This window comes from Clostridium sp. AN503 (genome assembly GCF_040719375.1).
Taxonomy (GTDB): Bacteria; Bacillota; Clostridia; order Lachnospirales; family Lachnospiraceae; genus Brotaphodocola.
This window is the reverse complement of record NZ_JBFDTP010000001.1, coordinates 1,110,636-1,134,104: the sequence shown is the minus strand read 5'-3', so window position 1 is coordinate 1,134,104 and position 23,469 is coordinate 1,110,636. Positions and strand designations below refer to the sequence as shown.

The window sequence follows — 23,469 nt, the reverse complement described above, 5'->3', positions numbered from 1 at the left end:
TGCGCAACATTGGTCGTACCGCCACCTTGAAAGCTTTTTTCGTTTCCTGTACAATTTAGGTAATACAAATCTTTTTTACGTGAGGAGTATACAATGGAAAACGACTTTAAAGAACTGATTGAAGAAGTTATCAAAAAAATCAAAAACGACCCACAGCTTCTGGAAAAATTCAATGACGATCCCGTAAAAGCACTTGAGGATATAACCGGAAAAGATCTGCCCGACCAGATGATTGAACCGCTGATTGCCGGCGTAAATGCTAAGATAGGCGCTGATGAACTGGGTTACGCACTTGGCAAACTTGCCAACCTTTTCGGAAAGTAAATAAAAATGAGAGGATTTTCTCAGGACACATTCCCTGAGATATCCTCTCTTCTTAATCCAGATTACAAGATCAATCCGATAAACACCACACTATCAACAATGTGCCTTCGCCTGTTCTTCAGATAAAAAAACAGTTTTTCCCACCTGGCCTGAGACAATCCGGTAATGACCTTCGCAAGTTCCATAGCTGTCAATGCTGAACTCGAAACCTCCGCCCGGCATTTGCTCCAGATCGATTACCTGGCCAGAAAAAACATTTGAGTCGTCTATATAGAAGACTGCCATTCCCTCTTCCAATATTGTCATTTGCTTTACTCCCTTCTTTACGTTATATCAATATATTTCTTGTAACATTCTGAACTGTTTTCATGTATTGTAAAAACTGCAAATATCTAGATACAAAATTAATACATTTATTACAATAAAGGATACGTGCTAGTACTATTGAGCAACGTTTCATGTAACACATCCAGTGTATGAGTTGCCATATAAGTATCATATAACATTTGTTTAGCTCTTGCCTCCACGTGTTCAGGGGTCGCAATACCAAATATTTTAAAAGTCATTTCAGCCTTTTCTTTCATATCTCCAGACAGTCCATTTTTAATTTTAATTATAAACGCACTTTGCTCAAAATAATCTTCCGCATTATCATAAAATGGATGTACTATATTAAAATGACACGTATTGTAATATTGGTTTTTTGTCTTTATTGTATTTTTGCTACCTTTTTTTGATGATCCATTACAATATTGACAAGCCATAACTAAATTTTTATTAATATATTCAAATTCTGGATATAGCTTTCTTGGCGCTATATGCTCTATCTCCGGTCTTGATGTTTCATAAAATTTCAAGTTGCAATAAGCACAGCATTGGGATTGATTTTTTAACATTTGGGTTTTTATTGTTTTTTTTATTTGCTCATTAATTATATTATTAGACATCCAATCCTCATATTTGGTGATGCCTAAATTTTTTATATATCTCTTCTGATGCTTTGAATATTTAACAGGATTTAGCTTCAACATTATCAATATACTCCTTAACTTCATTTAATACATTTTTTAGGGGATCACTTTCATCTAAAACATATTTAATAAGTTTTATGTATAAATTTTTAATTTCGTCAATTTGTTCATATTTTTGGTGGCTTACTAAATATAATAATTTTCTGACATCTAAATCAAAATAATAATTGCGTGCCATTCGTACACCGAAAATATTATATAAAATATTTTCGGCAGACCATGCATACGTACTATAATCTACAGTAGTAATTATTTTTTTATTATTTTCAGTGCGTTCCATTGTTATTAATGATGAACTCTTTGGATTTAAGTCCGAAACTAAATAATGTGAATGGGTAGCAATAATAAAATGGCATGAAGTATATTCTTTAAATACTGTCTTTAAAAAACTAATATATTTAATTTGCCAGTTAGGATGCAAACTAATTTCGGGTTCGTCAATGAGAATTAATGAATTTTCCTCTATACTATTAAATATACTTACAAACGAATATATTATATGCTTTTCTCCAGAGCTCGCATTATCAAACGAAAAGCGTTCCCCCTTTTTATATAAATAAAGCGTTAAATTTTTAATTATTTTTAAACTGCATAGATTTTTTATTAAAGTATAATCATCTCTTATTTTTAGAAGTTCTTCTCTTGAATCTGTAGCATTAAATTTTACTCCAAACTGTATTTGGGATCCCTCCTGCACATACATATTTTCTTTATTGATTGTTTGAATATATTGTTCTAATAAGGCATAGTCTTCTTCTGAAATTTTCTTTACTGCATCACTTCTATATTCCTCCTGACCAATTATTTTTAACCCACTTTCTTTTAAGCGTCGTTTTAAATCAGGTGCAAAAAAATCCGTAGCTGAGAGTTCACAGCCAACCGATATATTGGGGTCTAAATCAAGATACTTTGATAATCTGTCAATTAACATACCCAGCTTTCCGTTTGTGGCAATATTAACTAAACATTCCGCAATTTTATTGCTTATAGAACTTGTATAAGATGCATTTGATGTTACTCTTACCCCTAGATATTCATACATAGTATTTCCATTTGCTAAATTAGCCTGTTTAAAATGAAATTTGTCGTTTAACATAAAAGACACAGCTAATACCTTTTGGGGTAATGCGTAATTCGCCCGCTCTAACAGCACATCATTCTTATGGATAATAAGTGCACGGTTTACAATTTCTATTTCTATTAAATCCCCGTCTAAAATATATTTTAATCCATAATATGAATACTTTAATTGCGATATAGAATTTTCGTTTTGTACAGTATTAAAAATATCAGATAATATCATTAAAATAAAACTTTTACCTGCTCCATTAGCTCCAACGATTAATGTTGTTATTGGAGCATTACTTTTGCTTTTTAAATCCTCTGGAAAAAATCTAATATTATAGTGTTCAATATCATTATTTTTTATTTGTAGATTAATTAATCGGAACCCAACATTCTCTCGTTCATCCAAGTTGGATATTTTGCCCTTTTTTCCGTAGATGTTTAATTGCTCTAATCGTACTTTATTTGTTCCTGGTATAAATTCCAGATCAAGAATATAATTATCGTAAAGTGTTACTACAACATAGTCACCTTCTTTAGCATCATGATCTCTATACCAATCATAAACAATTCTTAGCTCCCCATTTCCCTCAAACTGTTTTGCGTACTCTTTTCTTCCCTGTGATCCAGAAGCTTTTAATTCAATTTTTACTTTATTATTTATATTGCACGTGTAAATATCCCCCTTTTTTATGTTATATGCATATGCATATTCTGCCGGAATTGCTATATACGCTTCATTATCGCGTAATTTTCTTGTATCTGTTTTTCTATGTGTTCCCCAGTTTATATGCGCATCTTTAAGTTGAATGTAATAAGCTCCTATTTTCATAATACCCCTCACCTCACTTTGATTTATCAACGGTTATATTTATTCTATCTCTAATTAGAAAAAAAATAAATAATTTAATTATTAGATTGTAATAAATGTCTAACTATGATACAATAAATCGAACGAGTGTTCTTTTTGTTTTTAAGTGCTTCTCATATTCGCTGCGTTTCTGCAGCATTATATATATATTTCTTGCATTATTGCAGCAATTATGATACACTTTATTAGAGGTGATTTCATGATTGATATTGGTACATATCTTAAAAATTTACGGCTTAATGCAAATATGAGCCAACACGACGTTCAAAAAGCAACAAACATCACAAATTCGATACTGAGTCGAATAGAACACGGGCAACTTCCTACCCCAGACATTCTAAAACAGCTTTCTCAATTATATCATGTAGATTTAATATCTCTATATAAATTGTGCGGCTTCTTAAATAATAATGATCTTTTAAATTATCAACACGTATTTCAAAATGTTGACAAATTAAATCCAGAGGAAAAAGCCTGTATACAAACAACTATCAATTTATTTACAGCAAAACGAGGTGACAAAAAAAATGATATTTAAATTAGGTGAACTCTTTTGTGGTCCTGGAGGACTCGCTTGGGGTGCAGTGAATGCCCGTATTTCTGATCCTAATTATCGAATTATCCATCAATGGTCCAATGACTATGATGAAAACACTTGTAAAACATACCAACATAATATATGCCCTGATAACCCAGAAACAGTATATCATGCCGATATACGAAAATTTGATTTATCAAATCTTCCCCCTATAGATGCATTAGCTTTTGGATTTCCTTGTAATGATTATAGTGTTGTTGGCGAACAAAAAGGTATGGACGGCACATATGGACCTCTATACTCTTATGGTATTAAAGTGCTAAAACAATATCAACCCATGTGGTTTTTAGCTGAAAATGTAGGAGGCTTACGTAATGCCAATTCAGGCACAGCATTTATCAAGATTTTACAGGACATGAATGAGGCTGGATACATTTTAACACCACATCTATATAAATTTGAGCAATATGGTGTTCCACAGGCAAGACATCGTATTATTATTATTGGTATCCGGAAAGATTTGGGTGTTGTGTATCATGTACCTTCTCCAAAACCATATAGGAATATTGATAATACTTGTCGAACCGCTCTAGAAAAACCGCCAATTCCTGTTGATGCAATGAATAATGAATTAACCAAGCAGTCTGAAAATGTAATAAAGCGTCTTCATTATATAAAACCTGGAGAGAATGCATTTACTGCTAATATTCCCGAAGAGCTTCAGCTACACGTTACTGGTGCGAAGATTAGTCAGATTTATAAACGATTAGATCCAAATAAACCAGCTTACACAGTAACTGGCAGCGGAGGCGGAGGGACTCATATTTATCATTGGAATGAAGCCAGAGCATTGACAAATCGCGAACGAGCTCGTCTGCAAACCTTTCCTGATAGTTACAAATTTATCGGCAACAAAGAGAGTGTACGAAAACAAATTGGTATGGCTGTCCCCTGTAAAGGTGCTCAAATTATATTTGAGGCCATCTTAAACAGCTTTGCAGGTATCCCATATGATTATATAGAATCTAATATAAATGAATAATTAAAAATGAGGCATCTCACTAAAACAAGGGTGCAAAAAATAGAGTCTGTGAAAGTTTTCTGTAATTAAAGATTTATAAGGTCTTCTATGATAAAATAAAAATCATAGGAGGCCTTTTTATTATGGCAAGAGAAAAGAAATCTGTACACAGAGTGCAAATGACTGATGGAAAGCGAAATATCATCCGGCAGCTTCTTGAGGAGTATGAGATTGAATCTGCCCAGGACATTCAGGATGCTCTCAAAGATCTACTGGGCGGTACCATCAAAGAGATGATGGAATCCGAGATGGACGAGCATCTTGGCTATCGCAAGTCAGAACGTTCCGGTTGCGATGACTATCGCAATGGCTATAAAACCAAACAGGTTAATAGTAGCTATGGAAGCATGAAAGTCGAAGTCCCACAGGACCGTAACTCCACCTTTGAGCCACAGGTGGTAAAGAAACGCCAGAAAGATATCTCTGATATCGATCAGAAGATCATATCCATGTACGCTAAAGGGATGACAACACGGCAGATCTCGGAAACACTGGAGGATATCTACGGCTTCGAGACCCCCCAAGGCTTCATTTCGGATGTGACGGATAAACTTCTGCCCCAGATTGAAGACTGGCAGAACTGCCCCCTTTCCGATGTCTATCCGGTGCTTTATATCGATGCAATCCACTATTCTGTACGGGATAACGGCGTGATCCGTAAGCTGGCGGCCTATGTTGTACTGGGGATTAATTCAGATGGTTTAAAAGAGGTTCTGACCATCGAGGTTGGCGAAAATGAGAGTGCCAAGTACTAGCTTTCCGTTCTGAATGGTTTAAAAAACCGTGGAGTAAAAGATATCTTGATCCTCTGTGCCGATAGACTGACAGGAATTAAGGAAGCGATAGCCGCTGCCTTTCCAAAGACGGAATGCCAGAGGTGCATTGTCCATCAGGTGCGGAATGCGTTAAAATACGTATCAGACAAGGACCGTAAGCTCTTTGCGGCAGATCTCAAAACGATATACCAGGCGCCAACAGAAGAGAAGGCATTAGAAGCCTTGGAGCGGGTCACAAAAAAACGGTCAGAAAAGTACCCGAATTCCATGAAAAGCTGGTACCCGAACTGGGACGCGATCGTCGCCATCTTTAAGTTTTCAACGACTGTACGCAAGGTTATATATACCACGAACGCAATCGAAAGCCTGAACGCCACATACCGGAAGATGAATCGTCAGAGGAGCGTGTTTCCAAGCGATACAGCCCTTTTAAAAGCTCTGTATTTGTCAACGTTTGAGGCAACAAAGAAGTGGACGATGCCAATCCGGAACTGGGGCCAGGTATATGGGGAACTGAGCCTCATGTATGAGGGCAGACTGCCGATGTAAGAGAATCTAGGACCGTTCAGGCCAGGCGGGAATCCGCCTGTTCTTGACATACGCAGTATTGTGCGGTATATATAAACCAAGGGCTGAACGCTCATAGAGAAGCTTTCAGCCCTGCCATTATCATAGAAGATCTGCTTTTACAGGGATTTCTTCACACACTCACCCCTTATGAATATCCATGACATTTTTAAGCATGCATAAATTAAATATTCTTTATTTTGAGGATATAATTTCTTGGTATAGGTTTTCTAATCGCTGCTCTCTATTCTTTTTCTTAAGTTCGCACTCCCACACTATTATAATACGCCAACCCAGTTGCATTAAAAGTTCGCTATTTAGTTTATCTCGTTCAACATTTCGCTCAATTTTATTTCGCCAATATTCAACATTTGATGACGGCCAAACAAAACGTGGACAATCATGCTGATGCCAAAAACAACCATTTATAAACACAATAGTTTTATATTTAGGAAAAACAATATCAGGGGTTCCTGGTAATTCCCTAACGTTCTTTCTATAACGTAGCCCTTTAGCAAACAAAAATTTTCGAACAATCTCTTCCGGTTTTGAGTTTGTACTGCGAATGTGCGACATGTTCATGCTTCTTATTTCTTTAGTATGATTGTCCGCCACCCTTATCTCTCCTAATCTTTATATTTTATACAAAACATACAGCTAACTACTATAATACATTATCTACATTATAAAAAACTACACTATCAGGTAACTTTATGTTTGGTATCCAAATTTGTCTCCCCAACCATCCTTTTGTTCCAGTCACCTTATACATAGTTAATACAGTTTTATCAGTGTATGAGGCCCCCAGAGACCAGTCATTTGGTGATAACATGGCTCCTGTCCCTTTAGATATATCTCTATTCCTTCGTACAATCAAGATTCCCTGAGCTGTTGGTTTATCTGCTAACATTGCTTGTAAAGCTCCAATAAACCCCGCAAGTTTAAAATCATTTTCCGACTTAATACAGCTAAAAATTTCTATCATTAATCTTAAATTTACTTGATAAGGGGTTTCCTTCTCATCGAAAGGCTCCAAAAGTTTATCCAACCTTTCAATTGAATTATTTTCCGGATTAAATGGATAATAATTAACACCGCCTGCAATAATAGATACTTTTTTATTATCTACGACACTCTTTCTTGTAGGGTTGAGTCCTTTTGGATAATAAATTTTAATATTATCACTTCCGCTCTCTATTTGAGATATAATAGAGTTATTTGTTGCATTAATATCAGAAAAAAGTTTATACAAATTTTCATCTATAAAAACTTGCATTAAACCAGGATCTCTATCATACCCAAACATTCGACTATGTTGCCACATTGTATCCGCCTGTGGTTTTTTACTTGTTCTGGTATAATATATTGTATGAAGTCCTGGAAAAGTAACACCTCTACCTAATGTATTACCTCCGATAATAATATTAAAACCATCAGTATACTCAGAACTATTTATTTCATACTTACCGTTCATGATTAACACTTTTATTTTATTATTACACAAAATATCAATGACTGCTTCATAAAATTTGACAAATGGCAATTTAGCAGTTTTTTTCGGCCGTATCACATCATATTCTTTTTCTAATTTATCTTTTAATTCAGTATCTTTATACTCCTGGCACCATATAAGTATTTTTTGAACTTCTTCTGCATACTGACTATGCACATTTTGTCGTACACTAGGATGAAATAAACAATTTGATACCGTTCCCCCCGTTGCACTTATATGCCCAGACACAGTAAGATGTCTAATTACAACGGCTTGAGTTGGTTTATCTATATCTTTCAGATAACAAATAGATTCTGCTTTTCTATTAGTTGGGAAAAAGAAGTCTCCTCCTAAATAACTGTTCCCAGGTTCAAAGTAATACTTAAAATATGGATGCCATCCAGAAACAACTGTCTGCAATAAAATGGCCTGAGGTGTTCCCGTAACCTGAAGATATAAACTGCTTGAAGCTCCATTTTTTATTGACTCTAAATATTTATTAATAGATGATTTCTTATTTGTATTAATTAAATTATTCAGGGAAGCAGCATCAGCCTCATCGTCTATAATAAATAAGGGATTCCCCTTCATAAATCCAGTAGCATTTAAAATATTTGCCCAAAGTTTCAAAATTCTAACATTCTTTTTAAGGACAATAATTACTGGCTGAATTAGATTGTTGCTAATAAATAATCCCCCATCACTTTCCCCACAGATACAAAAACCGCTTAAATCAGTCTTAACGCGCTCCAAGGTTTGTTGCTGAAGAATTATATTATCTGTTGTAAGTAAAACAAATACAGGAAATCCAAGGTCTGCAGACTTACATATTATTCCAAACATCTGACCTGTTTTTCCTGACTGAACATTACCAAATAATAATCCTATTCTATGTCCAGTATAAGAAAAATTGCGTATATATTTTTCACCAATATCATCTGCTGTTTTCAGAATAGACTCAGCCAGTTTTAAATTACCTCTATCAGAAATTGTTTTAAGATATTTTTTTAAATACTGCATAATTATTCCTCATCTGTTTCTGTAGATTCAAAAGAAAAAAACCAGACATCCAATTCTTTTCCTTCCTCATCCCTAACTTTTTTTGTAGTCTTAGTTAAAACTAGTTTATCACACCCGTATAAAACTAACATTTCTTTTGTAATCATTCCGCTTCTGTTTTCGTCTAAGAGAGTATTATTAACTGGATTAACCAATCCAGCTGCCGCAAGTCGTCCCTTAATCCATCGTCCCATAATAAGCTCATTCCCTACTGCACTGAATTGTTTATTCCCATCACTAGTAGTATGTACTTTGAACCAGTATCCATCATCCGTTATTACAAAAAAAGGATTACCCTTTTCTGGATAGCCATTCATTCTAGTAATTACTTTACTAACCGTTAATTGTGTTTCATACCAATCACGAGCTTTTCGAGAACTTCTTGGTGCCGCATAACACACATTTAGGTTTGATTTTGTATAATGTTTTCCGTCATCCAAAAAGCGTTCATTATATGAAGGAACTTTTAATGGAAGTGTAAAAGAAATATCTGTTTTACATCCTTTATATAGTTCTACTTCCTTCTGCGGCAACTGTTCAACAGTGTCAATATTATTCAACGATGTATTTTCTTCCCTTATAAGAGGAATATTTAACTCCTGAATATTAACTGAACACATTGGTGATTTCAATTTTTCCAACAATAAAGCCAGTTCTTCACATATATCCTTGTTTTCTATAAAAATAGATGTTTCATACTGTCTTCGATTACCAGCTTCCAGCTTAATTATCCCTAAATTAGCTGAACCTAATATCGCAGAAAAAATTTTATCGTTTTTATAAAAACAATATACTTTTCCGTGATACTTAAACGCATTTATAATACGAATCTCACCTAAATGCTTTGATTTCCATTTGCTATTATAATCAATTGCAAAATGATATGTACCTTCAGGCATTCCCTCAATATAATACATTCCAATGTTCAAACAAATTTTAGATATACTATACTTTTCGACAAGATTGTTTAATTCTTCTAAAGAGGCCTTTGAAATATAACCTACTGCAATCTCTACTCGATCAGCTTTAGAAATCTGTTTATAAAAACACTCCAATATGGTTTCCTGCTCTTTCTCGATTCCTAAAGGAAGTATATCAGTATATAGTATTTTCATTTTTTATCCTCGTTTCAAATATTCTTATCCTATCTACATATAGCAAAGTAAAACATCTCTAGCACTTGCTATTATAACACAATATTTATACAAGTCACATAATTAAAATAATTAACTCAAATTAACCTTACGGTAGCTTCCATATTCTATAAACAAAGCCCAGCAACTACGCTTCTAGGGCATTTCACGTTAGCTATAGTATTACATTACTTACGCGACTTGACACCAGAGGAAGATACTTTCAATGCAATAAACGCTATTTGGGACAATAATAAGCTTTGCATACATTAGCATAGAATTTACCAATAACAAAAGTGCCGCTTCGATTGTCATACCATCTATCCCTGGCGCTCCCTTGTTTGCCTTCACTCTTTTGTAAGCCCCGTTTAGGTTGTCCTTATCCAGTATCTTACCCAGAATGTCCAGCTCTGCACTGTCTCTTTCCTTCCATATCCGGTTGAATAAGCGGCGCGCTTTACATACCCTTTGCGTTCCGCGCTATCTCTTTGTGGGCAACTTTCTTTGTTTTCTGTGCTCATCTGTTCATTCCTCCTTTCCCTGTCGTACTAGAGACTCCTATTGATTCGGTCCTTCACTGAAAAAAACAGCTACTATGACCTCTGCTGACTTCTGTGCGCTCAACGCTATCTCGCAATAACGGTTACTCCTTTCGGAACGTTCCGCACAGATTCCCCTGAGTACCACACGTTTCTTTCCCTCCATCCATCTGCCATATTTACTGCACATGATTCTGTGTAGCTATTGGACTTCATTTTGCCTTGCAAACTTACCCTCATACACAGCCTTATATATGATTTTTGTTCCTTAGACCAGAGGTTTGCCCGTGGGTTAGTAGTTTCCCCACATCCAGCTTCTTTCAGATTCTACCTCATGATGGTCACCCTTGCCTTCGGCTATATCCGTCCCACTACCAGGCGGATTCCGAACTTGCACCGTTAGAAACGTGCGCCGCCAGGCGCACAAAAAATACCGCAACCCCTTATCTTACAAGGTGTTGCGATACTTTGAATTAGAGGCGACAACCAGATTTGAACTGGTGATCAGGGTGTTGCAGACCCACGCCTTACCACTTGGCTATGTCGCCATATTGTATTGTATGAGCCAGAATGTATTTTATTCCGACTAATGACCCCAACGAGATTCGAACTCGTGTTACCGCCGTGAAAGGGCGATGTCTTAACCGCTTGACCATGGGGCCGTGTTCTGCATTTGTACAGTATGCAAAAAACTCCCCGAGTAGGACTTGAACCTACGACAGCGCGGTTAACAGCCGCGTGCTCTACCGACTGAGCTATCGAGGATTAGCGTGAGCACCTTTGTGATCTTATTAATCACAGTTGTACTGTTCTGAAGTAATACTATGCCCAATATTACGTAAAATATACATATACTCTACAAATATATTTAACTGATTAAGCTCTCTTAGCGCCAATCAGTTAAAGCATATACCTTCAAAACCACATATTGAATTCATCCGTTTTCTGTTTCTCTCCTAAACCAACTTGGTCAAGCCCTCGACCTATTAGTGACAGTCAGCTCCATACATTACTGCACTTCCACCTCTGCCCTATCTACCTCGTCGTCTTCAAGGGGTCTTACTACTTGCGTATGGGATATCTCATCTTGAGGGGGGCTTCACGCTTAGATGCCTTCAGCGTTTATCCCTTCCCGACTTGGCTACCCGGCCATGGGTTTGATACCCAACCGGTACACCAGAGGTCAGTCCATCCCGGTCCTCTCGTACTAAGGACAGCTCCTCTCAAATATCCTACGCCCACGCCGGATAGGGACCGAACTGTCTCACGACGTTCTGAACCCAGCTCGCGTACCGCTTTAATGGGCGAACAGCCCAACCCTTGGGACCTACTTCAGCCCCAGGATGCGATGAGCCGACATCGAGGTGCCAAACCACTCCGTCGATGTGAACTCTTGGGAGTGATAAGCCTGTTATCCCCAGGGTAGCTTTTATCCGTTGAGCGATGGCAATCCCACTTTATACCACCGGATCACTAAGTCCTAGTTTCCTACCTGCTCGACCCGTCGGTCTCGCAGTCAAGCTCCCTTATGCCTTTGCACTCTGCGAATGGTTTCCAACCATTCTGAGGGAACCTTTGAGCGCCTCCGATACCCTTTCGGAGGCGACCGCCCCAGTCAAACTCCCCACCTGACATTGTCCCCCACCCGGGTCACGGGTGCAGGTTAGAAACCCAGTCACACAAGGGTGGTATCCCAACAGCGGCTCTGTGAAGACTGGCGTCCTCACTTCTCTGCCTCCCACCTATCCTGTACATGCATGACCGAATCCCAGTATCAAGCTGGAGTAAAGCTCCATGGGGTCTTTCCGTCCTGGCGCAGGTAACCAGCATCTTCACTGGTATTTCAATTTCACCGGGTGCATTGTCGAGACAGCGCTCAAATCATTACGCCTTTCGTGCGGGTCGGAACTTACCCGACAAGGAATTTCGCTACCTTAGGACCGTTATAGTTACGGCCGCCGTTTACTGGGGCTTAAATTCAAAGCTTCGCTTGCGCTAACCTCTCCTCTTAACCTTCCAGCACCGGGCAGGCGTCAGCCCATATACCTCACCTTTCGGTTTTGCATAGACCTGTGTTTTTGCTAAACAGTTGCTTGAGCCTATTCTCTGCGGCCACATCTCTGTGGCACCCCTTCTCCCGAAGTTACGGGGTCATTTTGCCGAGTTCCTTAACAATGCTTCTCCCGCCGGCCTTAGGATTCTCTCCTCATCCACCTGTGTCGGTTTACGGTACGGGCACATATCACACAATAGCGGCTTTTCTTGACAGCCCCTACTCCAACTTCCCTACTTTTGTTCGGTACGCATCACACCCTCCCATTGCATGGCGGTTTTGCCGGCCATACTGGTCCTGTGCTTGCCCCGGTCTTTTCATTCCCGGGTTTGGATTCGGTTCTGTGTCCCCACAGTTCTGATGATATGCGGTACAGGAATCTCAACCTGTTGTCCATCGACTACGTCTTTCGACCTCGCCTTAGGCCCCGACTTACCCAGAGCAGATCAGCTTTACTCTGGAAACCTTAGATATTCGGCCTGGAGGATTCCCACCTCCATCTCGCTACTCATTCCGGCATTCTCTCTTCTTAAAAGTCCACAGCTCCTTACGGTACTGCTTCATTCCTCTAAGAATGCTCCTCTACCACTCATACTAAGTATGAATCCTAAGCTTCGGTGTTGTGTTTCAGCCCCGGACATTTTCGGCGCAGGACCTCTCGACTAGTGAGCTATTACGCACTCTTTGAATGTGTGGCTGCTTCTGAGCCAACATCCTAGTTGTCTTTGAAATCCCACATCCTTTTCCACTTAACACACACTTTGGGACCTTAGCTGTAGGTCTGGGCTCTTTCCCTTTTGACGACCCAACTTATCTCGTGCCGTCTGACTCCCGTACATCATCTGGCTGGCATTCGGAGTTTGATATTCTTTGGTAAGCTTTGACGCCCCCTAGGAAATTCAGTGCTCTACCTCCAGCAGACTAATACGAGGCTAGCCCTAAAGCTATTTCGAGGAGAACCAGCTATCTCCGGGTTCGATTGGAATTTCTCCCCTATCCACACCTCATCGCCACCCTTTTCAACGGATGTGCGTTCGGTCCTCCATCACCTTTTACGGTGACTTCAACCTGGACATGGATAGATCACCCGGTTTCGGGTCTACCCATACTGACTTTGGCCCTATTAAGACTTGGTTTCCCTTCGGCTCCGCACCTTCAGTGCTTAACCTTGCCAGTACAGGTAACTCGCCGGACCGTTCTACAAAAAGTACGCGGTTCCACCTTTAACGTGGTTCCACAGCTTGTAAACACAGGGTTTCAGGTTCTCTTTCACTCCCCTCCCGGGGTCCTTTTCACCTTTCCTTCACAGTACTATGCGCTATCGGTCACTAAGGAGTATTTAGCCTTGGGGGGTGGTCCCCCCGACTTCCCGCAAGGTTTCTCGTGTCTCGCGGTACTTTGGATCCTGCTCGCTGCCTATTGCTTTCGTGTACGGGACTTTCACCCCCTGTGGTTGGACTTCCCAGACCATTCCACTAACAAATCAGCTCACTTATTGCAGTCCATAACCCCAGAACGCACGCGCTCTGGTTTAGGCTCCTTCCATTTCGCTCGCCGCTACTCTGGAAATCGAGTTTTCTTTCTTTTCCTCGCCCTACTTAGATGTTTCAGTTCAGGCGGTTCCCGACGTATGGCTATGTATTCACCATACGACACTTGAGGTTTGCTCAAGTAGGTTTCCCCATTCAGAAATTTCCGGATCAAAGGATATTTGCTCCTCCCCGAAACTTATCGCAGCTTATCACGTCTTTCATCGGCTCTTAGTGCCAAGGCATCCACCCTGCGCTCTTTATAGCTTGACCAATTCGACTTCCACCTGCGGGTGCGGGTATCTGTCTAAGATTCATAGCGTTGAATCTCTGGTCTTAGGTTGTTGTTCGATTCCACCAAAAGTGTCATCTCCCAACGAGTTACAGTTTTTTTATTGGTTACATCTCGCGATGTAACACCTCGGATGTCTTGATATGTTCTTATGTTTGATGTGATCTCCTATAAGAATCTATCTAGATATAATTCAATATGCAGTTTTCAAGGTACATGGCTGGTATAAAAACAGTTTTATTTTTATACCGAGTGGAGATGGAGAGATTCGAACTCTTGACCCCCTGCTTGCAAGGCAGGTGCTCTCCCAACTGAGCTACACCCCCACGGATGCGGGTCCACCTTTTTTCAAGGTTTTCCTATCTTCTTTATATATAATTGTCATTAAAATAAAAATTACTTTAATGATGGGCTTAAGTGGACTCGAACCACCGACCTCACGCTTATCAGGCGTGCGCTCTAACCGGCTGAGCTATAAGCCCGCGTTATTTGTTTAATAAAATTCCGGCACCCACCTGCTCTCCCATATCGTTTCCAATATAGTACCATCGGCCGCCTGGGGCTTAACTGTCGTGTTCGGGATGGGAACGAGTGTGACCCCCGGGCGCATCGGCACCGGAAATTTTTGAACCTTTTCTAAAAGACTCAACAGTGTGTAAAACCCTTACTTCTTCTTCCTTAGAAAGGAGGTGATCCAGCCGCACCTTCCGATACGGCTACCTTGTTACGACTTCACCCCAGTTATCAATCCCGCCTTCGGCAGCTCCCTCCTATAAGGTTGGGTCACTGACTTCGGGCGTTATCGACTCCCATGGTGTGACGGGCGGTGTGTACAAGACCCGGGAACGTATTCACCGCGACATTCTGATTCGCGATTACTAGCGATTCCAGCTTCATGTAGTCGAGTTGCAGACTACAATCCGAACTGAGACGTTATTTCTGAGATTTGCTCCACCTCGCGGTCTCGCTTCTCTTTGTTTACGCCATTGTAGCACGTGTGTAGCCCAAATCATAAGGGGCATGATGATTTGACGTCATCCCCACCTTCCTCCAGGTTATCCCTGGCAGTCTCCCTAGAGTGCCCAACTTAATGATGGCTACTAAGGATAAGGGTTGCGCTCGTTGCGGGACTTAACCCAACATCTCACGACACGAGCTGACGACAACCATGCACCACCTGTCTCTCTTGCCCCGAAGGGAAGACGACGTTACTCGTCGGTCAAGAGGATGTCAAGACTTGGTAAGGTTCTTCGCGTTGCTTCGAATTAAACCACATGCTCCACCGCTTGTGCGGGTCCCCGTCAATTCCTTTGAGTTTCATTCTTGCGAACGTACTCCCCAGGTGGAATGCTTAATGCGTTTGCGGCGGCACCGAGGAGCTTTGCTCCCCAACACCTAGCATTCATCGTTTACGGCGTGGACTACCAGGGTATCTAATCCTGTTTGCTCCCCACGCTTTCGAGCCTCAACGTCAGTTATCGTCCAGTAAGCCGCCTTCGCCACTGGTGTTCCTCCTAATATCTACGCATTTCACCGCTACACTAGGAATTCCACTTACCTCTCCGACACTCCAGCAAGGCAGTTTCCAAAGCAGTCCGCGGGGTTGAGCCCCGGGCTTTCACTTCAGACTTGTCTCGCCGTCTACGCTCCCTTTACACCCAGTAAATCCGGATAACGCTTGCCCCCTACGTATTACCGCGGCTGCTGGCACGTAGTTAGCCGGGGCTTCTTAGTCAGGTACCGTCATTTTCTTCCCTGCTGATAGAGCTTTACATACCGAAATACTTCTTCACTCACGCGGCGTTGCTGCATCAGGGTTTCCCCCATTGTGCAATATTCCCCACTGCTGCCTCCCGTAGGAGTTTGGGCCGTGTCTCAGTCCCAATGTGGCCGGTCACCCTCTCAGGTCGGCTACTGATCGTCGCCTTGGTAGGCCGTTACCCCACCAACCAGCTAATCAGACGCGGGTCCATCTCATACCACCGGAGTTTTTCACACCGTACCATGCGGCACTGTGCGCTTATGCGGTATTAGCAGTCATTTCTAACTGTTATCCCCCTGTATGAGGCAGGTTACCCACGCGTTACTCACCCGTCCGCCGCTCAGTCAATCTGACTTCCATCCGAAAACTTCCGTCAAATCGCTTCGCTCGACTTGCATGTGTTAAGCACGCCGCCAGCGTTCATCCTGAGCCAGGATCAAACTCTCAAATTTTAGCTTCTTTAGAAGCGGCCCAGCCAGTTGCCTGACCAAACCTTTTGGTTGTTTGTGTCCAGGTTTCAAGATTAACTTGCTAGCTAATCATTAAACCGTTCTACTGTTGTTTGGTTTGTTTTTGTTCTGAAATCTCATTTCAAAGCTGTCCAACCAGGACGCTTTTTTATTAGAATTTTCAGGGTTTTAAACACTGTTCAATCTTCTATTTTCAAGGTTCTGTGTTGCTTTCGTTCTCGGCGGCAACTCGTATATCTTATCACACCAGTTTGCTATTGTCAAGAACTTTTTTCAACTTTTTTACTTTACTGGAAATCCGTGAGGATTTCGCACCGCTGTTTCGCGGTGGAGCTTTAATATACCATTTATTTACCTGTTTTGTCAAGGTATTTGTGTCGTTTTTTTGGACAATTTTTATCGTCCACTAGATATGCTGGTTTTTCTTTATTTTCACTACATTTAGTGGTCAAAAAAATTCCGCAAACTGCCAGATCTCTGGTAAAGTTCGCGGAATTGTATCTATTGTACATATGATATAATCAATTAAATGAATTATAACGATTAAGGTAATCATTAAACTTTTGTGTAAAATCGGTCACGGAATCTTATACTAAGCTGTTCAGGATACTGACAAACAGCCAGTTAAAGATATTGTTGTGATATAAAAAACCCAGCCACAGGCTTCCTTCTATCTGTGCCTGCACGGCCTGTGCCCATGGAGCGGAAGCACAGGCTTTGACAACCAGTCCTGCAACCCACAGGACCAGAAGCCCCTGCAGTCCGCCTAAAACCGCCCCTGCAATCTGATTGATCCCCGACAGGATCGGCAATTTCGCCACCAGATCCAGCCATTTCACCAAAAGCCGTATCGCCAGGAATACGATCAAAAACAGCAGGACTGAGCCGATAAGGTTCAATACCATATTGGTCAGATAGGCTGCCACGTAATCCAGGAAGGCATCTACACCTAAAATATGATAGATTTCGTTATTATTATTTTCTAAGAGAGCTTCCTTCATCTGCTCAGGCAGCTTCAGGCGTTCGATGGCTTCCCGCTGCTGGGCAGGAAGCTGCGGCTCTCCATCCGCCTCCGCACCTGCCATATGGAGCAGTCCCTGCCCAATGGCGCGATGAATCCCGGTATTTTCTTTCAGCATACCGGTCACATAGGGCATGGCAACCCGTACCACAACCAGGCTGAGAATCAGCGCTGTCATGGTAACTGCCAGTCTCAGGAATCCTCTGTAATGCCCATACAATACCATAGACAGCAGAAATACACCTACACCTGTGGCAAGCCAGTGTTCCATCAAAAATTCCATATTATTCCTTTTCTGTCAAAACCAGCTTCTCTATGGCGTCCGCCACTCCATCTTCGTCGTTGGTGCACGTAATATAATCCGCGTGCTCTTTCAGGCTTTCCAGAGCATTGCCCATAACGACGCCTATACCCGCCAGCTGAATCATATTCACATCATTCTCACCGTCTCCGAATCCCATAGTCTGATCCGGTGCAAGGCCCAGGTGGGCTGCAAGGCGCAGGATTGCTTCGCCTTTGGTCGCTCCCAACGCATTGATCTCCAGGTTGTTGGGAAGTGAGGAACTGACGATCACATCCCCTCTTGCCAGAAGTGCTTTTCTCGCGCGGGACCGTTCCTGCTCGTCTGCAAAAAAGTAATTCACCTTCTCTGCAGGCTGATCCAGCTCTTTTACCTGTGCGATCACATCCGGAACCGACTGCCGGGTCTCGCGGATCATCTTCTGGATCAGGGGTGAAATACCGTACAGTTCCATATGCTCCAAAAATCTTGTCTCTCCAAAGGCAAGACCGGCAGCATACACATCATACATGGTATGGAATTGTTTTCCCAGCTCAAGGATCTCCATGGTAAGCTTACAGCTCATCTTCCTCTCGTCCAGGATCTTTTTCTCTGCCACATCTTCTATGACCGCTCCATTTGTGGTGATGGCATACCGGATCCCGGGAATGCTGCGGACTACCTCCGGTACTGCAAACCAGATCCTGCCGGTACAGGGTACAACTGCAATGCCTCTCCGGATGCATTCTTTCAGCGCTCTCTCATTTCTGGAAGACAGACGCTTCTGGCTGTCCAGAAGCGTCCCGTCCAAATCTAATGCAATTAATTTAATCTCAGCCATAATCAGATAAAATGTTCTTCCTTTAAAATTAATAAACCGTCTTTGTCATATTTTGAAGAAAACAGCCCCGTGATCATCTTGCCAATAGAAGGCTTTTCTGCACGGTCCGCAGCTTCCTCGATCAGCTCCTCCGCCGAACTCCTGGTCAGCGGTATCCCATCTTCTTCCATAATCTCAATGCGCTCATACAAGGCCAGCATGCTCTTGCCAGTAATGCTGCAGTCTATCTCTGACGCATACTTGCAGGCATACTGTGCAAATTCATCGATATCCATTTCTTCCTCGGACGGCGCATCATCAAAATCCTCTGGATCTGCCCCTGCTACGACTGCGTCAGGCATCCGCATGGCAGTGTCGCGGACAGGAATCACCCGCCGTACCGGACGGTCATCCACCTCGGGCGCCGCCTCCGCATTGGCCTCCGGCATGGCCTGAGCCGTCTGGGCGGTCTGGACACTCTGAACAGTCTGCGCATTCTGCGCAAACCGGGCTTCAGACGCCGTATCTGTGCTCTGCACGCTAATTGCCGGCGGATAATCACAGCCGATGCACTCAAACTTGTCTGCCAGCTCCGGATATTGGGCGTGCAGCATCTCCATCTGTTTTGGATTGTCTATAAGGATGATTCTCATGCCGGTCTCATCCTGGGTCATCAGCTTTTCCAGCTCTTTTAACATTTCGGGAGTTAAGTCTCCCGCTTCTTCGATCATCAGGTCTTTGCCCGCCAGCTTCGCCGCGCTGGCAAGGACGCCCCGCTTGTTCAGCTTAGAGCCGGTGATCTTGGCTACCGGATTCTTGATGCCGGTCTCTTTCTGAATCTGTTTTAAGGTCTGGACTGCTATCTCCAGCCCCTTCTCCGGATTCCTGGCCTCTATCATCAGGTGATTGGCCATCCTCGGCAGTTCTGGCTCATCTGCATCATCCAGCTCCTCAACCCGTGTTTCCTGCGTTGGGACATCCTCTTCATAAGTGCCTTCACGGAAAACCTCCATCCGGGAAGCAGGGGCCTGCTCCGGTTCCTCCCCGCCCGATGCCCGTTTGATCGCACTGAGTACCCGGGTCTTACCCAGGTCATCCTCATCTTCCGCCGGGGAGACATCCTGAATCCGGGACATCTCGCGCGCAAGCTTTTTTTCAACCTCTGCCTGCTTGAGAGCCGCCGCGATCGCTTCTCTCTCATAGGCGCTCTCTGCTTCTTCTACAGCCCTCTCCGCGGGAGTGGCCTCAAATTCTGCATCTTCAAACGCCAGTGCCGGAGCCGGGCTTTCCTCGAAATCCGGTTCTCTCGGAGCTGTCTCCTCCATCTCACCAGCTTCCTCTGTGTCCTCTGACTCCTCCAGGTCTGCACCGGAGGACTGCTCTACGGCCCGCAGCTTCTCTTCATATTTATCGCGGTTTTCCACCAGGTCCATCTGGTATTTGTTAAGGGGCGCATACTGGATCTTCAGCTCCATCGCCTTGTCCACATATTTGCCCAGGCCAAACATCAGCATGATCTTATCACAGGTGCTGACGCAGCGGGCTGCATCTCCCGCCTCATGATAGAGCTCAGCCAGCTCATACAGCCATTTCTCATCCAGTTCTTCAGAAGTGTAGCTCTCCAGAGAGTGGATCAGCTGCTCCAGCGGCGCATCCATCGCCTTCAGGATCATATACCGCAGAAGCTGCTGACGCGGATCGTCGCCCGCCAGATCGCAGAACTCCCGGTAATACGCCTGCGCTTCCTCCAGATTGCCTTCCTTGAGCGCTAAGTCTGTCAGCTTGTAAAGCAGCCGTTTGCCTATGGGCGCACGCTCAAACGCAAGCAGCAGGATGTCCTTGGCATCCTGATACTCCTTGTTTTTCTCATAGACTGTAGCCACCATGGAAAGCAGGTTTGCATTGCGCACCTTTTTCCAGTCTATGGTGTCTGCAATCTTCATCGCAGTCTCATAGTCCCCCTTATTGACCAGTTTCCTGATCTGCTCTACCTTTATGTTGAACTCGTATTTATCCATCTTCTGCACTCCTTACACCAGTTAAGAATCATCATAGCTCTACGCGCCCTTCCAGTGCTCTTAACAAGGTTACTTCATCTATATACTCCAGGTCGCCGCCCACCGGTACGCCGCTGGCGATCCGGCTGACCCTTATACCCGTCGGCTTGATCAGCTTACTGATATACATGGCGGTGGTCTCGCCCTCCAGACTCGAATTGGTGGCAATGATCACTTCTTTCACATCACCCTGCAGCCTCTGCATCAGCTCTTTGAGCTTGATGTCATTGGGGCCAATGCCCAGCATGGGGGATATGGCCCCGTGCAGCACATGATATACTCCGTCGTATTTGCCGGTCTTCTCATATGCGGCAAGGTCCCTGGTGTTCTCCACCACCATGATGGTCCTGTGATCCCGCTTCTCACTGCTGCAGATCGGGCAAAGCTCCTGGTCCGTCAGGGTAAAGCACTCCTTACAGTAACGGATATTTTCCTTGGCCCGTGTGATCGCCCCAGTTAAGTTCGCCACCTGCTCCTGCGGCATGTTGATAATGTGAAATGCCAGCCGCTGCGCAGACTTGCTGCCAACCCCGGGCAATTTCGATAATTCTTCGATCAATGTTGTAATCTGCCTGCTATAATAATCCATCTTAGAATGGGAATCCTCCGCCCATGCCGCCAAGACCGCCGGTCAGCTTTGACATGGCCGCCTGTGATTCTTCTTCCATCTTCCGAAGCGCCTCGTTGGTAGCCGCCACGATCAGATCCTGCAGCATCTCGATGTCATCCGGATCTACAACCTCCTCGGAAAGCTTCACCGAAAGCACTTCTTTCTTGCCGGAAACAGTGACGCTCACAGCTCCGCCGCCTGCGGATGCGGAATATTCCTTTTCCTCAAGCTCCCTTGTCGTCTCCTCCATCTGTCTCTGCATTTTCTGTGCCTGCTTCATAATATTGTTCATATTGCCCGGCATTCCTCCCGGGAATCCACCACGCTTTGCCATGATGCTGTCCTCCTGTTTTCTGTCTTCCTTTTCTATCCTTCATAAAGATGCTAATCTTCCACGGTAATATCCATGTGTATTGCCTGTTTTAGTTCCTCATCACTTACATAGATCGTATTCAGCCGCTCGCCCGCATTTTTTAAGCGCGCCTTGAAATACATCTCTTTTCCGTACTGCTCTTCTACGTATTTTTCCAGCTGGCCAAGGACCGTGGGCCTGCTGCCTATATCATAATTCTGCTGACCTGAAAATACGATGCACAGACAACTGTCCCCGCTCGGCTCCAGGACGGTATCCCGGAAGCTGGGCCGGATCGGGCCGCCCAAATCTCTTATGATCTTGCCCCAGTCCTGGCGGATCAGGTTTAGATCCTCCAGCTGTGCTTTGGGAATGGTAACCTTCTGCGGCTGCGCGGCGGCTGTATCCGCCGGTCCAGGTATCCCTGCCGCGCCGCAGGCTCCGCCGGAGCTTACAGGCGCCATACCCGGGTCCCCGCTTAAGCCCTGCCCGCCAGCTATAAATCCGCCTGACGCTGCGCCGCCCATGCCTCCGCCCATCTGCCGCAGCATCTCCTGCATGGCATCCTGGCTCATGGGCATCCCCTCGTCCAGACGCTCCTCCAGCTCACTTAACCGCTGCAGTATGGAATCCAGGTTCGGCTCCATCTGTGGTTTTGTCAGCTTAATCAGAGCCAGTTCGATCAAAACCCGCTTCTGGCTGGCATAACGGAGCTGGCCGGACAACTCGGAAAAAATGCGGATATAGCGCATCAGGGTCTCCCCGTCTATCATCCCGGCTTCTTCCCTGAGCTGTTTTAAGTTGTCCTCGGATATCTCCAGCATATTTTCCGCATCATCGGCTGTCTTGAGTACCAGGAGATTCCGCAGGTACCAGATAAAATCCGTCACAAACTGCCCCAGCTCCCGGCCCTGTATGACCATCTCCTCCAGCTTTTTCATGCATTCGGTGGTCTGCTTGCCGATGACTGCGCGCAAAAGTTCGCTGAATACGCCGGAATCCACCGCGCCCAGCACCTCAAGCACATTGTCATAGGTCAGGAGTTTGCCGTAATGGAACGCCACACACTGGTCCAGCAGGCTCAAAGCATCACGCATAGAGCCGTCCGCCGCTTTGGCAATATAGCGGAGCGCCTTATCCTCCACCTGGATCTGCTCCGCATCTGCCAGTTCCTTCAGGCGCGCGGTGATCGTATCGATGGTGATCCGTTTGAAATCATATCTCTGGCAGCGGGACAATACGGTGATCGGGATCTTGTGAACCTCCGTGGTCGCCAGGATAAAGATCACATAGGACGGCGGCTCTTCCAGGGTCTTTAAAAGCGCGTTGAACGCACCCGTGGAAAGCATATGCACCTCGTCGATGATATAGACACGGTACCTTCCTTCCGTGGGCGGGTACTGGACCTGTTCACGGATCTCGCGGATATTTTCCACACCGTTGTTGGAAGCCGCATCGATCTCCACCACATTCATGGAACTGCCCGACGAAATATTCCTGCAGGCGCCGCACTCGTTGCACGGGCTTCCATCCACAGGATGTTCGCAGTTAACAGATTTGGCAAATATCTTTGCGATGGAGGTTTTACCGGTCCCCCTCGTGCCGCAGAACAGATATGCATGGCCGATACGCCCGCTCGTTATTTGGTTTTTAAGAGTCTGTACAATATGGTCCTGTCCTTTTACATCGTCAAATCCGGACGGACGCCATTTGCGGTACAGCGCGGTATATGACATAAAGTCCTGCT

The 23,469-nt window shown here is 43.7% G+C and carries 15 protein-coding genes, 5 tRNA genes, 3 rRNA genes and 1 pseudogene; 4 read left to right on the top strand and 20 right to left on the bottom strand.

What is annotated here, in order from left to right:
* The first annotated feature begins 93 nt into the window (after window positions 1-93).
* A complete protein-coding gene (locus AB1I67_RS05120; protein WP_367028725.1) occupies window positions 94-324 on the top strand; it encodes a hypothetical protein in 231 nt (76 codons plus the stop codon).
* A gap of 93 nt (window positions 325-417) precedes the next feature.
* Here AB1I67_RS05120 and AB1I67_RS05115 read toward each other — a convergent pair whose 3' ends face one another.
* The 3 genes from AB1I67_RS05115 to AB1I67_RS05105 form a co-directional block, all read right to left on the bottom strand.
* Entirely contained in the window at window positions 418-630 is a 213-nt protein-coding gene (locus tag AB1I67_RS05115; RefSeq protein ID WP_367028724.1) for a hypothetical protein, read from the bottom strand.
* A 110-nt stretch (window positions 631-740) separates the two neighbouring features.
* Entirely contained in the window at window positions 741-1,355 is a 615-nt protein-coding gene (locus tag AB1I67_RS05110; RefSeq protein WP_367028723.1) for an HNH endonuclease, read from the bottom strand.
* A complete protein-coding gene (locus AB1I67_RS05105) occupies window positions 1,333-3,252 on the bottom strand; it encodes an AAA family ATPase (RefSeq protein ID WP_367028722.1) in 1,920 nt (639 codons plus the stop codon). The genes AB1I67_RS05110 and AB1I67_RS05105 overlap by 23 nt, the downstream gene beginning before the upstream one ends.
* Before the next feature lie 238 nt (window positions 3,253-3,490).
* Here AB1I67_RS05105 and AB1I67_RS05100 point away from each other — a divergent pair, with 238 nt between their 5' ends.
* From AB1I67_RS05100 to AB1I67_RS05090, 3 genes and pseudogenes are all read left to right on the top strand, one after another.
* Window positions 3,491-3,829, top strand: a complete 339-nt coding sequence (locus tag AB1I67_RS05100; RefSeq protein ID WP_367028721.1) for a helix-turn-helix transcriptional regulator — start codon at window positions 3,491-3,493, stop codon at window positions 3,827-3,829.
* On the top strand, window positions 3,819-4,871 hold the full coding sequence (gene dcm, locus AB1I67_RS05095; protein WP_367028720.1) for a DNA (cytosine-5-)-methyltransferase: 1,053 nt from the start codon (window positions 3,819-3,821) through the stop codon (window positions 4,869-4,871). Before AB1I67_RS05100 ends, dcm begins: the two co-directional genes overlap by 11 nt.
* A 122-nt stretch (window positions 4,872-4,993) precedes the next feature.
* A pseudogene (locus AB1I67_RS05090) lies at window positions 4,994-6,235 on the top strand (IS256 family transposase).
* A gap of 213 nt (window positions 6,236-6,448) precedes the next feature.
* Here AB1I67_RS05090 and AB1I67_RS05085 read toward each other — a convergent pair.
* From AB1I67_RS05085 to dnaX, 17 genes are all read right to left on the bottom strand, one after another.
* Entirely contained in the window at window positions 6,449-6,868 is a 420-nt protein-coding gene (locus AB1I67_RS05085) for a very short patch repair endonuclease (RefSeq protein WP_367028719.1), read from the bottom strand.
* Between the two features lie 49 nt (window positions 6,869-6,917).
* Window positions 6,918-8,765, bottom strand: a complete 1,848-nt coding sequence (locus AB1I67_RS05080; RefSeq protein WP_367028718.1) for a Z1 domain-containing protein — start codon at window positions 8,763-8,765, stop codon at window positions 6,918-6,920.
* Window positions 8,766-8,767: 2 nt separating this feature from the next.
* Window positions 8,768-9,919 (bottom strand): restriction endonuclease PLD domain-containing protein, encoded by a 1,152-nt coding sequence (locus AB1I67_RS05075; protein WP_367028717.1) that lies wholly within the window; start codon window positions 9,917-9,919, stop codon window positions 8,768-8,770.
* Between the two features lie 1,034 nt (window positions 9,920-10,953).
* Window positions 10,954-11,024 (bottom strand) — tRNA-Cys (locus AB1I67_RS05070).
* 42 nt (window positions 11,025-11,066) lie between these two features.
* A tRNA-Glu gene (locus AB1I67_RS05065) sits at window positions 11,067-11,138 on the bottom strand.
* Between the two features lie 30 nt (window positions 11,139-11,168).
* A tRNA-Asn gene (locus AB1I67_RS05060) sits at window positions 11,169-11,241 on the bottom strand.
* A 201-nt stretch (window positions 11,242-11,442) separates the two neighbouring features.
* Window positions 11,443-14,331, bottom strand: a 23S ribosomal RNA gene (locus tag AB1I67_RS05055).
* A 272-nt stretch (window positions 14,332-14,603) separates the two neighbouring features.
* Window positions 14,604-14,676: transfer RNA gene (locus AB1I67_RS05050), tRNA-Ala, on the bottom strand.
* Between the two features lie 82 nt (window positions 14,677-14,758).
* Window positions 14,759-14,832: transfer RNA gene (locus tag AB1I67_RS05045), tRNA-Ile, on the bottom strand.
* Between the two features lie 20 nt (window positions 14,833-14,852).
* A 5S ribosomal RNA gene (gene rrf / locus AB1I67_RS05040) occupies window positions 14,853-14,970 on the bottom strand.
* 62 nt (window positions 14,971-15,032) lie between these two features.
* A 16S ribosomal RNA gene (locus tag AB1I67_RS05035) occupies window positions 15,033-16,564 on the bottom strand.
* The 16S, 23S and 5S rRNA genes sit together here with 5 tRNA genes alongside, the layout of an rRNA operon.
* 605 nt (window positions 16,565-17,169) lie before the next feature.
* Entirely contained in the window at window positions 17,170-17,886 is a 717-nt protein-coding gene (locus AB1I67_RS05030; RefSeq protein ID WP_367028716.1) for a CvpA family protein, read from the bottom strand.
* A 1-nt stretch (window position 17,887) separates the two neighbouring features.
* The gene (locus AB1I67_RS05025; protein ID WP_367028715.1) at window positions 17,888-18,724 is read right to left on the bottom strand and encodes a Cof-type HAD-IIB family hydrolase; all 837 of its coding nucleotides are present in this window, start codon (window positions 18,722-18,724) and stop codon (window positions 17,888-17,890) included.
* 2 nt (window positions 18,725-18,726) lie between these two features.
* Window positions 18,727-20,721, bottom strand: a complete 1,995-nt coding sequence (locus AB1I67_RS05020) for a hypothetical protein (protein WP_367028714.1) — start codon at window positions 20,719-20,721, stop codon at window positions 18,727-18,729.
* Between the two features lie 31 nt (window positions 20,722-20,752).
* A complete protein-coding gene (gene recR / locus AB1I67_RS05015) occupies window positions 20,753-21,349 on the bottom strand; it encodes a recombination mediator RecR (protein ID WP_367028713.1) in 597 nt (198 codons plus the stop codon).
* Window position 21,350: 1 nt separating this feature from the next.
* Entirely contained in the window at window positions 21,351-21,704 is a 354-nt protein-coding gene (locus tag AB1I67_RS05010) for a YbaB/EbfC family nucleoid-associated protein (protein ID WP_367028712.1), read from the bottom strand.
* 50 nt (window positions 21,705-21,754) lie between these two features.
* Complete coding sequence (dnaX, locus tag AB1I67_RS05005) at window positions 21,755-23,458, bottom strand: DNA polymerase III subunit gamma/tau (RefSeq protein ID WP_367028711.1); 1,704 nt, start codon at window positions 23,456-23,458, stop codon at window positions 21,755-21,757.
* Between the last annotated feature and the right edge of the window lie 11 nt (window positions 23,459-23,469).